We start from the raw sequence: 14,232 nt of genomic DNA on the forward strand, positions 1-14,232 counted from the left end.
CTTCGTCGCAGGCCTTGGCCAGCAACGAAGCAGCAGCAAAAAAGGGCAGCGCGAGCTGCCCTTTTTTGTCTCTGCTCCTTTGCCTCCTTATCCCGGACGTTGTAAGCACCAGGCCGCCCGTTACGGCATCGTGTTACAGGAACTCCAATGACGTTGCGAGCCATTACCGCCCGTGACGCGCATCGCGCGGCACGACTACAATGCCGGATGCTCCAGATTGGCCATTCTGGCCGGACACCCCGTCCGGTCCTGGCTGCACCGCCTATCCGATATCCACACACCGCATGAGACCTGTCGTTCGCCTCACTGCCTCCGCGACCAGTGCATTGCCGCGCTGGCTGCTGCTGACCATCTGTATCGTCTACGCCTTCTTCGGCCTGTTCGGCCGGGATCCGTGGAAGAACGAGGACGCAGCCGGCTTCGGCGTCATGTGGACAATGGCCAACGGCAGCGCGCACGACTGGCTGCTGCCGAATCTGGTCGGCAAGTACATGACGGAAGACGGCCCGCTCGGCTACTGGCTCGGTGCCGGCGCGATCCGCGCCCTTGCACCATGGGTCGACGCGAGCAACGCGTCACGCGTGTTTACGGGCCTGCTGTTTTGCGCGGCCTGTGCGTTCGTCTGGTATGCGGCTTACCTGCTCGGCCGGCGCGCCGAAGTGCAGCCGTTCAAATATGCGTTCGGCGGCGAACCGGAGCCGCGCGACTATGGCCGCACCCTCGCCGACGGCGCGCTGCTGATCCTGCTCGCCTGCTTCGGCCTGGCCGAACGCGGCCACGAAACTACGCCTCAGCTGGCGCAGTTTTTCGGCATCGCCATGCTCGTCTATGGGCTCGTGCGGATGATCGACAAGCCGATCCAGGGCGCGCTGATCTGGGGCCTGGCGCTCGGCCTCGTCGCCTTGGCCAGCAGCCCGGTGCTGGTTGGCGCATTGTTGCTCGGTACCCTGGCGATGGCGCTGATCGTGCGCGAGGCGCGTTCGCGCTGGCTGCTGCTGGCCGGTCTGCCGGTGGCGCTTGCGCTGTCGGTCGCATGGCCGATCGCCGCACTCGCCGCCTTTCCCGATGACGCTGTCTGGTATCTGAACCAGTGGGTGCACGTCAGCCTGTCTTCGTTCGCCGGGCCGCCCGGCTCGGTGGCCGCCTACGCACTCAAGAACCTGCCGCTCTTCACGTGGCCGGCCTGGCCGCTGGCGCTCTGGGCATGGTTTAGCTGGTCGGGCCTGCGGCGCGCGCCGCACGTGGCAATTCCGCTGTCGGTGATTGGGCCGCTGCTCGTGCTGGTCGTGTTGCAGAGCCATCAGTCGAACCGGCTTTATATGCTGTTGCTGCCGGCGCTCGCGGTGCTGGCCACCTTCGCGCTGCCCACGCTCAAACGCGGCGCGATCAACGCGATCGACTGGTTCGCGTTGCTGAGCTTCACGATCCTCGGCAGCTTCGTCTGGCTGGTGTACATCGCCGGGTTGACCGGTTTCCCGCATCCGCTCGCGCGCAACCTCGCGCGTCTCGCTCCGGGTTTTGCGCCGCAGTTCAAGATCCTGTCGTTCGTGTGTGCGGTCGCCGTGACGATCTGCTGGTTCGTCCTGGTGCAATGGCGTCTGGCCCGTCATCCGAAAGTCCTGTGGCGCAGCGTGGTGCTCTCGAGCGCCGGCACGACGCTGATGTGGGTGTTGCTGATGACGCTGTGGCTGCCGGTCGTCAACTACAGCCGGACCTATAAAGACGTCGCCGAGCAGATCGCGAGCCATCTGCCGGAGGACTACACCTGCATTTCTCCGGTGCGCCTCGGTAACGCGCAGATCGCGACGTTCGCCTATTTCGGCGATATGCATTTCTCGTTCAACCAGGATTGCGATGTGATCCTGCGGCAGGACACCCAGGACTTCGGCGATCCAAGCGCGATGTCGGACTTCGTATGGAAGCTGGTATGGGAAGGCCGTCGCGTGGCCGACCGCGACGAACGCTTCCGCCTGTACGTGCGGATCGACCGTCCGAAGCCGCCAGTCGTCAAACGCCGCAGCTGGCACAAGAAGCCGGACTGACCATGTTCGCCGACGTACGGAAAATCGCCGGGCTTGCATGGCCCGTGCTGATCGGCCAACTGGCGATTATCGCGTTCGGCGTGATCGACACGGCGATGGTCGGCCGCTATTCGGCTGTCGATCTCGCCGCACTCGGCCTCGGCTCGTCGATCTATATTTCCGTCTACATCGGTCTGACTGGCATCCTGACCGCGCTGCAACCCATCACCGCGCAACTCTACGGCGCGCGCCGCTATACCGAGATCGGCGAAGAAGTGCGCCAGGCCTTGTGGCTCGCGCTCGCGCTGACCGTGATCGGCTTTCTGATTCTCTATTTCCCGGGGCCCGTGCTGCAATTGGCGCGCGTGCCCGAAGCACTGCACGAGCGCACGGTCGCCTACCTGCAGATTCTGGCGTTCGGCCTGCCGGCCGGCCTCGCCTTTCGCGTCTACAGCTCGATCACCAATGCGGTTGGAAAACCGCGGCTCGTGATGATTCTGCAGATCGGCGCGCTGCTCCTCAAGTTCCCGCTCAACACGTGGTTCATCTTCGGCGGGTTCGGTGTGCCGGCGCTCGGTGGCCCGGGTTGCGCACTTGCCAGCACCGCGATCAACTGGGGATTGGCCGTGGTTGGGATGCTGCTGTTGACGCGTGTCTACGTGTTCAAACCATTCGCGATCTTTGCGCACTTCTGCTGGCCGGTCTGGCGCCGGCAGGCGGCGCAGCTGCGCCTGGGCATTCCGATGGGCCTGTCGTACCTGATCGAGGTCACCTCGTACACGTTCATGGCGCTCTTCATCGCGCGCTTCGGCACGACGACACTCGCCGGTCACCAGATCGCCGGTAACATCGGCGCGGTGCTCTATATGACGCCGCTGTCGATCGGGATCGCTTCGTCGACACTGGTCGCCCAGGCGCTCGGCGCGCATCGCCCGGAAGCAGCGCGCACGCTTTCGCGGCACGGCATCATGATGGCCGTGGCGATCGCCTGTTGTTATGGCGCGATCGTGCTGGTGCTGCGGCCTTACGTGATCGAAGGCTATACGCCGAATGCGCAGGTCGTGGCGGCGGCGATGCCACTGGTGCTGATCGTCGTGTGCTATCACCTGTTCGATGCGTTGCAGATCACCACCGCGTTCGTACTGCGCGCATACAAGGTGGCGGTCGTGCCGACCGTCATCTATGCAGTTGCGCTGTGGGGCGTGGGGCTCGGCGGCGGCTATGTGCTCGGCTTCAATGTCTTCGGTACCACGCCGGCATGGCTCACCGGCGCGCGCGGCTTCTGGGTCGCGAATACGGTGAGCCTGGCGATTGCCGGCGTCGGTTTGCTGCTTTACTGGCGCGGCGTGAGCAAGCGGTATCTGCGCGCCGAAACGGCGGTCAGGGTGGATTCGGCGGTTTGATGGGGCTCTTCGGCTTGTTCAGCCTGCTGGGCTTGTTCGAGCGAATCGCAAGAGCCGGCGTGCGTAACTATTGCAGCGCGGCCCGCTTGTGCTCGCCGGGTTTCTAGGACGAACAGACGGAGCGTTGTCGAGGTGATATGCAGTAACTGACCGTTAGTTGCGTTTTAATCTCTATAAAAAGCGGCCGCGCCCGGCAGCCGCCTCCCTTCTCTCCTGCGTCAGGACGCTTGCGCCTCCTCCGACTCCCGTGCCTCCTCCAGTGCCTGATCACGCCGCTCGAAAATCTCCCGCGCCGCGAACAGCGCGTTCAGCGCCGCCGGGAAACCTGCGTAGAGCGCCATCTGCATGAACACCTCGACGATCTCCTCACGCGTGCAACCGACGTTCAACGCCGCCTCGATATGCACCTTCAACTGCGGTTGCGCGCAGCCGAGAGTCGCCAGCGAAGCGATCGTCGCGATCTCCCGCGCGCGCAGATCGAGCTGCGGCCGGCTGTAAATATCGCCGAAGCCGAATTCGATCAACAGGCGTCCGAAATCCGGCGCGATCGGCGCAAGCGCGGCAATCACCTGCTCGCCGGTCGAGCCGTCGATTTCCTTCAGTTTGTTCCAGCCTCGGGTGTAGCGATCGTTTTGTGCGTGTTCCATGGTGAGTCCTTTTCCGAATGCGAAAGCGATTGGGTTTCGTCGATCTGTCGTGTCGGCGTGCTCGCGGCGGGCTGCTGCCCAGCTGTCTCGTAATAAGCGATCTTGTCGATGATCGCGCCGAGATTGCTCTGCAACTCCGCGATCCGCGCCAAAACCGTATCCCGATGCGCCACCAGCATGTCGCGGCGCTCGCCCACCGTCGGTTGACCGTCTGCCCGCAGTACCGCGAACGCCTGCATCCCGGCGATCGGCATGCCGGTCGCCTTCAGACGCATCAGGAACTGCAGCCAGTCGAGATCGGCCGGCGAATACAGGCGATGCCCCGCCTGGGTCCGCCCGACCGCCCGAATCAGGCCAGCCTGTTCGTAGTAGCGCAGCGTATGGGTGGATACGCCGATCGTTCCGGCGACCTCGCCGATGGTGAGTGCTTTTGACATTTTCGACATGACGGAACTCAGGTTAGGACTTCGAGTGCACTCTAAGTCAAGCGGGTGACGCTGTCATTTGTTTGCGTGGTCATTATTTACAGTGGTCCGCGTTGATCGATAAACTCAGAACGGCTTAATCGCCAGGCAAAATCTTTAAATATTGTCCACCCTGATTTACTTGTCATGATTCGATCGGTATAAATCGTCGGCGTTTGCAAATAAGGGCGCGCAATTTGTTCTATGCTTAAGCGCAGCGAATGCTTACAGGATGCGTCGTTTCGAGTCGTCCCTTAGCGGCTAACTTTTTTGCCCACAATGGAGTGCTTGCCATGCTGAAGAAGCTTTTGATGCTTTGCGTTGCTTTGGCTTTGTCGCTGTCGGCCGGATTTGCGGCGGCCGTCGAAGTGAATTCCGCCGATCAGGCGGCGCTCGAATCGGTCAAGGGTATCGGTCCGGTGCATGCGAAAGCGATCATCGACGAACGCACCAAGAACGGCCCGTTCAAGGATGCCGACGATCTCGCCACCCGCGTCAAGGGCATCGGCACCAAATCGGTGACCAATCTCGAAACGGCCGGTCTGACGATCAACGGCTCGTCCACACCGCCTACAGGCGCCAAGGCTGCCGCGAAGTCCAGTAGCACCGCGAGCACCAAGGCGGCGCCGACGGCCGCGCCTGCAGCGACTACCGCGGCCGCGACGACAGCTCCGGCTGCGCCTGCCGCGGCGTCCGGCACCAAGGCATCGAAGTCGAAGAAGAAGAGCAAGGCCGCGGCGTCCGACGCGGCGGCAGCTTCCGCGCCGGCCACGGCGGCCGCTGCCAGCGCGCCCGCCGACGCATCCGGCGCCAAGGCATCGAAGAAGAAGGCGAAGAAGAGCAAGGCTGCATCGGCTGCGGCAGCCTCTGGCGGCGCGTAAACTGGGTAGAGCACCGGCAGCTAACGGCGGCGCTGGTCACGTGTGATGTACGCGTGATAGTCACATAAGCGCCGCCCTGCTCCCGTCGCCTTCCTTCCACCAGCGTCGCGCGACCGCGCGGCGTTTTCACCCGCTGACTCGTCGAACACGGGTCGGCATTCAAGAGAGACCGTCATGAGCCTACTCGACACACTCGGTTCCCTGGTTGGCAAATCGCCTGAAGGCGGTGGTGGCCAGCAAGCCCTCGTTTCAGCCGCACTGGAATTCGTCAATAACCAGCCGGGCGGCCTGAACGGGCTGATCAGCAGCTTCAAGGAAAAGGGCCTCGGCGACGTCGTTTCGTCGTGGGTCGGCAACGGCGAGAACCAGGCGATCACTCCGGATGCGCTGCATAGCGTGCTCGGCTCGGACACCGTCGCCAACCTCGCAGCCAAAGCCGGCGTGCAGCCGGATCAGGTCACCGGACTCCTGTCACAGATCCTGCCTCACGTTGTCAACGCAGCGACGCCAGAAGGCGAAGTCCCCGCCGAAGGCAAACTGAATTCGACGACCGTGCTCGGTGCACTCGGCGGCCTGTCAGCGCTGTTCGGCAAGGGCAACGCGTAAGCAGCCTTACCCGTCGCCGCCATGTAGCATGGCAAAAGCGGGCAAAAAAAGCGGCAACGAAGTCACCTTCGTTGCCGCTTTTTAACGCCGGCGGGAACGGCTTAACTTCAGCCGCGCCCTGCCTCGCCCAACGCGTTTTGCTTAATGCACAACGCGGTCGAACACCAGCTTGCCGTCTTCCACTTCGACCGGAATCACGTCCTTCGGACCGAACTTGCCGGCCAGAATCAGCTTGGCGACCGGATTCTCGATCTCCTGCTGGATTGCGCGCTTCAACGGCCGCGCGCCGAACAGCGGATCGTAGCCGACCTTGCCGACATGCTCCAGCGCCGCATCCGACACCACCAGTTGCATGTCGAGCTTGGCAAGCCGTTCATGCAGACGCTGCAGCTGAATCCGCGCGATCGACTGGATGTTCGAACGGTCGAGCGCATGGAACACCACGACGTCGTCGATCCGGTTCAGGAACTCAGGCCGGAAGTGCAGCTTCACCTCTTCCCAGACCGCATCCTTTACCGCTTCCTGCGGCTCGCCGACCATCGCCTGAATCACCTGCGAACCGAGGTTCGACGTCATCACGATCACCGTGTTCTTGAAGTCCACGGTACGGCCCTGACCGTCGGTCATGCGGCCGTCGTCGAGCACTTGCAGCAGCACGTTGAACACGTCCGGATGCGCCTTCTCGATTTCGTCGAGCAAGATCACGCTGTACGGCTTGCGGCGCACGGCTTCGGTCAGGTAACCGCCTTCTTCATAGCCGACGTAGCCCGGCGGCGCGCCGATCAGACGCGCGACGCTATGCTTCTCCATGAATTCGCTCATGTCGATACGGATCAGATGATCTTCCGAATCGAACAGGAACGACGCCAATGCCTTGCACAACTCGGTCTTACCCACACCAGTCGGCCCGAGGAACAGGAACGAGCCATACGGCCGGTTCGGATCCGCCAGACCCGCACGCGAACGGCGAATCGCATCGGCCACCGCGGTAATCGCTTCGTCCTGACCGACCACCCGGTCGTGCAGTTTCTCTTCGATCTGCAGCAGTTTTTCGCGCTCGCCTTGCATCATGCGCGACACTGGAATACCGGTGGAACGCGAGACGACTTCTGCGATTTCTTCTGCGCCCACTTGCGTGCGCAAAAGGCGCGGCCGGGTGGGGTTGCTCTGCTCTTTCGCTTCTGCCTGAGTCACTTCCTTCAGTTGTGCTTCGAGACCCGGCAGCTTGCCGTACTGCAACTCGGCGACCTTCTCGAGCTTGCCTTCACGCTGCAAACGGACGATTTCCGCGCGCGTTTTTTCGATATCTTCCTTCAGCTGCGCGCTGCCCTGCACCGCCGCTTTCTCCGCGGTCCAGATTTCTTCGAGGTCCGAGTATTCACGATCCAGCCGCTCGATTTCCTCTTCGATCAATTGCAAACGCTTTTGCGACGCTTCGTCCTTTTCCTTCTTGACGGCTTCGCGCTCGATCTTCAACTGGATCAACCGACGATCGAGCCGATCCATTTCTTCCGGCTTCGAATCGATTTCCATCTTGATCTTCGAAGCGGCTTCGTCGATCAGATCGATGGCTTTGTCCGGCAGGAAACGATCCGTGATGTAGCGATGCGACAGTTCGGCCGCCGCGACAATCGCCGGGTCGGTGATGTCGACACCGTGATGCAGTTCGTACTTCTCCTGCAAACCGCGCAGGATCGCGATAGTGGCTTCCACCGACGGTTCGTCGACGAGCACCTTCTGGAAGCGGCGCTCAAGCGCGGCGTCCTTTTCGATGTACTTGCGATACTCATCGAGCGTGGTGGCGCCGACGCAATGCAGCTCGCCGCGCGAAAGCGCCGGCTTGAGCATATTGCCCGCGTCCATTGCGCCTTCGGCTTTGCCCGCACCGACCATCGTATGAATTTCGTCGATGAAAACGATGGTCTGGCCTTCGTCTTTCGCGATGTCGCTCAGCACGGCCTTCAGGCGTTCTTCGAACTCGCCGCGGTATTTCGCGCCGGCCAGCAATGCCGCCATGTCCAAAGACAGCACCCGCTTGCCCTTGAGCGTTTCCGGCACTTCGCCGTTGACGATACGCTGCGCGAGACCTTCGACGATCGCGGTCTTACCCACGCCCGGCTCGCCGATCAACACCGGATTATTCTTGGTGCGGCGTTGCAGGATCTGGATCGAACGGCGGATTTCGTCGTCGCGGCCGATCACAGGGTCGAGCTTGCCCGCCCGCGCGCGCTCGGTCAGATCGACAGTGTATTTCTTCAGTGCTTCACGCTGGCTTTCGGCGTCCTGGCTATGCACTTGCGAACCGCCGCGGACCGCCGCGATCGCACTTTCAAGCGACTTGCGCGACAGACCATGCTGACGCGCGAGACGGCCGGCCTCGCCTTTGTCGTCGGCGGCCGCGAGCAGGAACATCTCGCTCGCGATGAACGTGTCGTTGAGTTTTTGTGCTTCCTTGTCCGCCTGATTCAGCAAGCCGGTCAGTTCGCGGCCGATCTGCACGTTGCCGTCAGTGCCCTGCACTTGCGGCAGGCGCGTGATGGCATCGTTCAGCGCGGTTTGCAGCGCCTGGACATGCACGCCGGCACGTGAGAGCAGCGAACGCGCGGAACCATCCTGCTGGGCGACGAGCGCCGACAGGACATGAACCGGTTCAATGTATTGATTTTCATGACCGACGGCCAGACTCTGCGCATCAGCCAGTGCTTCCTGGAATTTAGTGGTGAGTTTGTCGATTCTCATCAAGAGGCCTCCAATTTCGATTACCACCAAATTGAGGCGTTTTACGCAGGTTTCAAGCGCTTTTTTGCAATCAGCAGCAACTATTTAACATTTGACGCGCGAGAACTTGCCGGCCGGCTCAGGAAAGCGGTACAGCGCCGCCAGCAGGCGCGACCGGCACAATCGGGATGACGGTGCTTAAACCCAGCAGCGCGGCCAGCGGGCCGTGCGGCTCTGCAACCTCGCCGATCGTATGGCGGTCGAGTTCGGCGAGGAACGCGTTGCGTGCCGCCTCGATCGCGCCGCGCAGACGGCAGTGCGGTGTAATGACACAGGCCCGGCGCTCACCTTGCTGGTCCGGGAAGCACCCGACCAGAGCAAAGTCGCTTTCCGTGGCCCGCACGATCTCGCCCACGGTCAGCGCGCTGGTTTGTTCCGCGAGCCGCAGGCCGCCGTTACGGCCGCGCACAGTCTCGACCCAGCCGAGTTCGCCGAGTTGCTGCACCACCTTCATCAAATGGTTCTTGGATATGCCGTACGCGTCCGAGATGTCCTGAATGGTCGCCAGGCCTTCGCCACGGACAGCGAGGTATAGCAGGACGCGTAGTGAGTAATCCGTATAGTCGGTCAGTCTCATAAGTGCAGGTGCCACATGAGCGCAAGCCGCGATCCGGGGGATAACCGCGTCGATGCAAGGGTTGCCGGGGGCCGTCGCTTCGCCATAAGATGCAGACGACACGCATATTTTATTATTCTGCGCTGACAGTCGGTGTTTGTCTTTCGGCAGTAATGGTAACGTTTCCCGCATAGGCCATTTATGCGAAAAGCGGGGTATTTGCGGCCTACTTCCTTTCGTTTGAGGGCAGTTCGAGGTCATTCCTGACGGTCTGTGGCGCCGTGTGGCGATTCACAATGAATAACCGCATTATCTGGAATCTGCATGAATCCATCTTTCCCTGCCGCGCCGATTGTCGAGCGCGCCGCCGAGCCTACTGAGGCGAATATTCGCGAGCTCGTCTACAGCTTCTACGACCGTGTGAGGGCGGATCCATTGCTTGGCCCCGTGTTCGACGCGACGCTGGCGGGCCGTTGGGACGACCACCTGCCCAAAATGTGCATGTTTTGGGGCAGTCTCGTGCTGGGCGCAAAGCAATACCGCGGCAATGTGCAACTGGCGCATCAGCCGCTCGAGGGCGTCGAGCCGCAGCATTTCAGCCGCTGGCTGTACCTGTTTCTGGATACGGTGGAGTCGCGCTATGAGCCGGCTGCTGCGGTGCGCTTCATGGAACCGGCGCTGCGTATTGCGCAGAGTTTGCAGTTGAGCCGCTTCGGCTGGGACTACAAGATTCCGGCCGAACAGCAGGCGTTGCTGGAGCGCGTCGCGCCGAAGCGTCCGCGCGACGATGATGATTCACGGCGCGAGCACGCGCGCTAATCCTCAGCCCGATTTCCCGATTCGACACCCCACCGCGCCAGCGCAGCGTCGTCAGTGACACGGGCATCGACCCAGCGCTCGCCTTCTTCAGTCTTCTCTTTCTTCCAGAACGGCGCCTGGGTTTTCAGATAGTCCATTACGAACTCGCACGACGCGAAGGCGTCGCCCCGATGTGCGGCGGTGGTTGCCACCAGCACGATCTGGTCGAGCGGATAAAGCTTGCCGACCCGATGCACGATCAGCACCTCGATCCCCGGCCAACGCTCGCGCGCGCTCACGACGATCGCTTCCAGCGACTTCTCCGTCATGCCCGGATAGTGTTCGAGCTCCATTGTTTCGACCGTGTTGCCGTCGTTCAGATCGCGCACGGTGCCGACAAAACAGGCCACTGCGCCGATCTTCGGATTACGCGCGCGCAACGCGGCGACCTCGGCTGTGAGGTCGAAATCTTCCGTCTGGACGCGAACGGGCATTGCTGGCTCCTGTGCGGCTTAGCGAGGCTTGGCGGGTTAGCGTGGTTAGGCGGCGATCCGTCGCGGCTCAGCCGCCGGTGACCGGCGGAAAGAACGCGACTTCGCAACCTTCGGTGATGCGCGTACCGGCATCGGTCATGACGTGATTGCAGGCCATGCGCAGCGCGCGGCCTTCGGCGAGGGTGTCGGCCCAGATGCCACCGCGTACGCGCAACCAGGCGCGCACGTCGCCGACGGTCGCAATACCGTCGGGCAGATCGACCGATTCGTCGGCGGTTTCGAGCGCTTCGCGCACGCTTGCAAAATATCGGAGTTGAATCTTCATCGGGAAACCGCCGGCTGTTGCCGGCCTCAGTTCAGCAATTCGGAAAAGGGAATGAAACGCACGGTTTCGCCGACGCTGATCGCGTGGTTCGGCGGATTGTCGATCAGGCCGTCGCCCCATACGGTCGATGTCAGCACGGCCGAGCTCTGATTCGGAAACAGATCGAGGCCGCCGGCCGCATTGATGCGCGCACGCAGAAATTCATTGCGACGGTCGGCCTTGTTCTGCGTGAAATCGGCGCGCAGCGACAGCGCGCGCGGCGTCACCGTCTGCATGCCGGCCAGAAGCAGGACGAACGGCCGAACGAACAGCAAAAAGGTCGCGAAACTGGAGACCGGATTGCCTGGCAGGCCGATGAAGAAGGTTTCGGCTGACGCAGCCGCATCTGCCTGGTGCGCCGCACGGCGCACCGCGCCGAACGCGAGCGGCTTGCCGGGTTTCATCGCGATCTGCCACATCGACAGGCGCCCTTCGGCCTCGACTGCCGGCTTGACGTGATCTTCCTCGCCTACCGACACACCGCCGCAGGTGAGAATCAGATCGTGCGCCTGCGCGGCTTCTCGCAGCGTCGCGCGGGTGGCGTCGAGTTTATCGGGGACGATGCCGTAGTCGGTGACGTCGCAGCCTAGTTTTTCCAGTAGCCCGCGCAGCGTGAAACGGTTGGAATTGTAGATCGCACCAGGTTTCAGCGGCTCGCCAGGCATGGTCAGTTCGTCGCCGGTGAAGAACACGGCGACTTTTACGCGACGGTACACCTGGAGTTCAGCGCAGCCGACCGAGGCGGCGAGCCCCAATGCTTGCGGCGTCAGGCGCGTGCCCGCCGGAAGAATGATCGAGCCGCTGCGGATGTCCGCGCCTTGGGCCGTGATCCATTCGCCAGGTGCCGGGCTGTGGAGGATTGTGACTTCGTTGCCGGCCGCTTCGGTTTGCTCCTGCATCACGATGGCGTCGGCGCCCGGCGGCACTGTAGCGCCCGTGAAGATGCGGGCGGCCGTACCTGGCTTTAACGGCTCGGGCGCGTGACCGGCTGGAATGCGTTGGGAGACCGGCAAGCGGCGGTTGCCCTTCGCTGCCAGGTCCGCGGTTCGGATCGCGTAGCCGTCCATTGAACTGGTGTTCATTGGGGGGACGTCGAGCGGCGAAATGACGGCTGCCGATAGCACGCGGTTGAGCGCGTCTAGCGTGGGGATCGATTCCGTGCCGGTGATCGGGCTCGCTGCGCTGAGCAGGGTCGCCAACGCTTCGGCAGTGGAGAGCATCGGAGCGCGGGGCGTTGGGGTGGACATCGTCGGGTCTCGAAGACGCGGGTTTAAAGGAATATTGTAGCGGTCGGAGCGGGCGGCCGGTGGCGGCTTGGGGTTATGGTGGGATTTTTGTCTTTGGCCGGGGATTTTGCCTTTTGGCGGGTTTTTTTCTGTGTGCGTGCGGGGTTGGGCTTTGCTTGATTTGTTTGCCTGCGCGGCGCTTGGTCTCTGTGCGCCTGCGGTATTGGCCTTTTCTTGAATTCTTATTGGTTTATCAGCGTTGCCCCTGTGCGGGGCGGCACTCACTTCTCTTTGCCGCCGCAAAGAGAAGTGAGCAAGAGAAAGCGGCTCACACCGCTAACTCTTAAGTGGGTCCCTCGCGCAGCCACGGTGGTGGTGCATCTGGAATCCGGGCCCTCGCACACTCGGCGCTGGTGACAAGGCAGTCATATTTCCGGCGGCGCTGCGCGCGCCGTCGCGGTACTTCTTGAAACCAATTGCTCTGTTGCGCCTCATCCGTCGCACGGGCGCAACTCTGTCGCGCTCGTACTTACGGTGTTACTCGCTCGTGTTTGCGACGATGAAGTCCTTCACGCGCTGGACGTCCGCCGGCAGTACTTCGAATCGCTGCGGCAGCGACTCCAGACCCGAAAATGCGGCCGGACGCTCTGGTTCGCGCAGCAGCGCTTCACGGATCGTTTCGCCGAACTTGATCGGTTGCGCGGTCTCCAGCACGATCATCGGGATGCCCGCCTGCAAATGCTCGCGTGCCACCTTCAGGCCGTCAGCCGTGTGCGTGTCGATCATCGTGTCGTAACGCTCGAAAACGTCTCGGATCGCTTCCACACGGTCCTCGTGGCTGCTGCGACCCGACACGAAACCGAACTCCTGTACGCGCGCAAAATCGCCGCTCGCGGCCAGGTCGAAACCGCCCTTTTCTTCGACGTCGCGGAATAGTTGCAGCACGCGCGCCGGGTCGCGGCCTAGCAGGTCGAACACGAAACGCTCGAAGTTCGAGGCCTTCGAAATGTCCATGCTCGGGCTGCTGGTGTGGTACGTCTCGGCCGCCTTGCGCACACGGTAAATACCCGTGCGGAAGAACTCGTCCAACACGTCGTTTTCGTTCGTGGCGACTACCAGCTTCTCGATCGGCAAACCCATCATGCGCGCGATGTGACCCGCGCACACATTGCCGAAATTGCCCGACGGTACCGTGAACGACACGCGCTCGTCATTCGACTTCGTCGCCGCGAAGTAGCCCTTGAAGTAGTACACGACCTGCGCAACAACACGCGCCCAGTTGATCGAGTTGACCGTGCCGATCTTGTACTTCGCCTTGAACGCATGGTCGTTCGAGACCGCCTTCACGATGTCCTGGGCATCGTCGAACACGCCCTCAATCGCGATGTTGAAAATATTCGGGTCCTGCAGGCTGTACATCTGCGCAGTCTGGAACGCGCTCATCTTCTTGTGCGGCGAGAGCATGAACACGCTGATGCCCTTCTTGCCGCGCATTGCGTATTCCGCGGCGCTGCCGGTGTCGCCCGACGTTGCGCCCAGAATGTTCAGCGTCTCGCCGTGCTGGGCCAACGCATATTCGAACAGGTTGCCGATCAACTGCATCGCCATGTCCTTGAACGCAAGCGTCGGACCGTTCGACAGTTCCAGCAATGACAGCGGCGCGCCGTTCTCGATACCCAGCGTCTTCAACGGCGTGATCTGCGCGGCGCTTTCGTTGTCGCGCACGTGGCAGTAAGTCCCGGCCGTGTAGGTCTTGCGCGTCAGTGCGCGCAGGTCTTCGGTGGGGATGTCGTCGCTGAATTTCGACAGGATCTCGAAGGCGAGGTCCGCGTACGGCAGCGTGCGCCAGCGCGTCAGTTCGTCAGCCGTGACGCGCGGATATTCGGCCGGCAGGTACAGGCCGCCATCTTTCGCGAGACCGCCCAGCAGAATGTCGGAAAACGTATGGCGCTCGCCGGCTCCGGCGCCGCGTGTAGAGAGGTAGTTCATATTCG

The 14,232-nt window shown here is 62.2% G+C and carries 13 protein-coding genes; 5 read left to right on the forward strand and 8 right to left on the reverse strand.

The window, feature by feature from the left end; translation table 11 throughout:
- Window positions 1-284 precede the first annotated feature (284 nt).
- Both PQR40_RS12570 and PQR40_RS12575 read left to right on the forward strand, forming a co-directional pair.
- Entirely contained in the window at window positions 285-2,042 is a 1,758-nt protein-coding gene (locus tag PQR40_RS12570) for an ArnT family glycosyltransferase (protein ID WP_408222931.1), read from the forward strand.
- Window positions 2,043-2,044: 2 nt separating this feature from the next.
- Complete coding sequence (locus tag PQR40_RS12575; RefSeq protein ID WP_408509089.1) at window positions 2,045-3,424, forward strand: MATE family efflux transporter; 1,380 nt, start codon at window positions 2,045-2,047, stop codon at window positions 3,422-3,424.
- Between the two features lie 218 nt (window positions 3,425-3,642).
- Here the strand turns inward: PQR40_RS12575 and PQR40_RS12580 are convergent, their stop codons facing one another.
- Entirely contained in the window at window positions 3,643-4,071 is a 429-nt protein-coding gene (locus PQR40_RS12580; protein WP_408335610.1) for a carboxymuconolactone decarboxylase family protein, read from the reverse strand.
- Window positions 4,023-4,517, reverse strand: coding sequence for a MerR family transcriptional regulator (locus PQR40_RS12585; protein ID WP_408222925.1), 495 nt, complete (start codon window positions 4,515-4,517; stop codon window positions 4,023-4,025). The genes PQR40_RS12580 and PQR40_RS12585 overlap by 49 nt, the downstream gene beginning before the upstream one ends.
- Window positions 4,518-4,828: 311 nt before the next feature.
- Here PQR40_RS12585 and PQR40_RS12590 point away from each other — a divergent pair, with 311 nt between their 5' ends.
- Window positions 4,829-5,416, forward strand: a complete 588-nt coding sequence (locus PQR40_RS12590) for a ComEA family DNA-binding protein (protein ID WP_408222923.1) — start codon at window positions 4,829-4,831, stop codon at window positions 5,414-5,416.
- A gap of 174 nt (window positions 5,417-5,590) precedes the next feature.
- Window positions 5,591-6,022, forward strand: a complete 432-nt coding sequence (locus PQR40_RS12595; protein ID WP_494471428.1) for a YidB family protein — start codon at window positions 5,591-5,593, stop codon at window positions 6,020-6,022.
- A gap of 141 nt (window positions 6,023-6,163) precedes the next feature.
- Here PQR40_RS12595 and clpB read toward each other — a convergent pair whose 3' ends face one another.
- Window positions 6,164-8,761: an ATP-dependent chaperone ClpB gene (clpB, locus tag PQR40_RS12600; RefSeq protein ID WP_408335616.1), complete on the reverse strand. Its 2,598-nt coding sequence runs from the start codon at window positions 8,759-8,761 to the stop codon at window positions 6,164-6,166.
- 118 nt (window positions 8,762-8,879) lie between these two features.
- Window positions 8,880-9,377: an Rrf2 family transcriptional regulator gene (locus tag PQR40_RS12605; RefSeq protein WP_408335620.1), complete on the reverse strand. Its 498-nt coding sequence runs from the start codon at window positions 9,375-9,377 to the stop codon at window positions 8,880-8,882.
- Between the two features lie 303 nt (window positions 9,378-9,680).
- On the opposite strand from PQR40_RS12605, the gene PQR40_RS12610 reads away from it, so the two are divergent.
- Window positions 9,681-10,175: a group III truncated hemoglobin gene (locus PQR40_RS12610; RefSeq protein ID WP_408335622.1), complete on the forward strand. Its 495-nt coding sequence runs from the start codon at window positions 9,681-9,683 to the stop codon at window positions 10,173-10,175.
- On the opposite strand, the gene moaE is transcribed toward PQR40_RS12610, so the two are convergent.
- From moaE to thrC, 4 genes are all read right to left on the reverse strand, one after another.
- Complete coding sequence (gene moaE / locus PQR40_RS12615) at window positions 10,172-10,648, reverse strand: molybdopterin synthase catalytic subunit MoaE (RefSeq protein ID WP_408222915.1); 477 nt, start codon at window positions 10,646-10,648, stop codon at window positions 10,172-10,174. The two genes, PQR40_RS12610 and moaE, sit on opposite strands and share 4 nt — an antisense overlap.
- A gap of 67 nt (window positions 10,649-10,715) precedes the next feature.
- Window positions 10,716-10,973 carry a molybdopterin converting factor subunit 1 gene (moaD, locus tag PQR40_RS12620; RefSeq protein ID WP_325045999.1) on the reverse strand — a complete coding sequence of 86 codons (258 nt, stop codon included), beginning with the start codon at window positions 10,971-10,973 and terminating at the stop codon, window positions 10,716-10,718.
- A gap of 26 nt (window positions 10,974-10,999) precedes the next feature.
- Complete coding sequence (locus PQR40_RS12625; RefSeq protein WP_408509098.1) at window positions 11,000-12,232, reverse strand: molybdopterin molybdotransferase MoeA; 1,233 nt, start codon at window positions 12,230-12,232, stop codon at window positions 11,000-11,002.
- Window positions 12,233-12,775: 543 nt separating this feature from the next.
- Window positions 12,776-14,227 (reverse strand): threonine synthase, encoded by a 1,452-nt coding sequence (thrC, locus tag PQR40_RS12630; protein WP_408335625.1) that lies wholly within the window; start codon window positions 14,225-14,227, stop codon window positions 12,776-12,778.
- Window positions 14,228-14,232: the final 5 nt, after the last annotated feature.

Source organism: Paraburkholderia sediminicola, assembly GCF_046026855.1.
Taxonomy (GTDB): Bacteria; Pseudomonadota; Gammaproteobacteria; order Burkholderiales; family Burkholderiaceae; genus Paraburkholderia; species Paraburkholderia sediminicola_A.

Excerpts from the sequence above, each read along its gene's own strand:
- PQR40_RS12570 (WP_408222931.1), top strand. The coding sequence starts at position 285 with ATGAGACCTGTCGTTCGCCTCACTGCCTCCGCGACCAGTGCATTGCCG.
- PQR40_RS12575 (WP_408509089.1), top strand. The coding sequence starts at position 2,045 with ATGTTCGCCGACGTACGGAAAATCGCCGGGCTTGCATGGCCCGTGCTG.
- PQR40_RS12580 (WP_408335610.1), bottom strand. The coding sequence starts at position 4,071 with ATGGAACACGCACAAAACGATCGCTACACCCGAGGCTGGAACAAACTG.
- PQR40_RS12585 (WP_408222925.1), bottom strand. The coding sequence starts at position 4,517 with ATGTCGAAAATGTCAAAAGCACTCACCATCGGCGAGGTCGCCGGAACG.
- PQR40_RS12590 (WP_408222923.1), top strand. The coding sequence starts at position 4,829 with ATGCTGAAGAAGCTTTTGATGCTTTGCGTTGCTTTGGCTTTGTCGCTG.
- PQR40_RS12595 (WP_494471428.1), top strand. The coding sequence starts at position 5,591 with ATGAGCCTACTCGACACACTCGGTTCCCTGGTTGGCAAATCGCCTGAA.
- clpB (WP_408335616.1), bottom strand. The coding sequence starts at position 8,761 with ATGAGAATCGACAAACTCACCACTAAATTCCAGGAAGCACTGGCTGAT.
- PQR40_RS12605 (WP_408335620.1), bottom strand. The coding sequence starts at position 9,377 with ATGAGACTGACCGACTATACGGATTACTCACTACGCGTCCTGCTATAC.
- PQR40_RS12610 (WP_408335622.1), top strand. The coding sequence starts at position 9,681 with ATGAATCCATCTTTCCCTGCCGCGCCGATTGTCGAGCGCGCCGCCGAG.
- moaE (WP_408222915.1), bottom strand. The coding sequence starts at position 10,648 with ATGCCCGTTCGCGTCCAGACGGAAGATTTCGACCTCACAGCCGAGGTC.
- moaD (WP_325045999.1), bottom strand. The coding sequence starts at position 10,973 with ATGAAGATTCAACTCCGATATTTTGCAAGCGTGCGCGAAGCGCTCGAA.
- PQR40_RS12625 (WP_408509098.1), bottom strand. The coding sequence starts at position 12,232 with ATGCTCTCCACTGCCGAAGCGTTGGCGACCCTGCTCAGCGCAGCGAGC.
- thrC (WP_408335625.1), bottom strand. The coding sequence starts at position 14,227 with ATGAACTACCTCTCTACACGCGGCGCCGGAGCCGGCGAGCGCCATACG.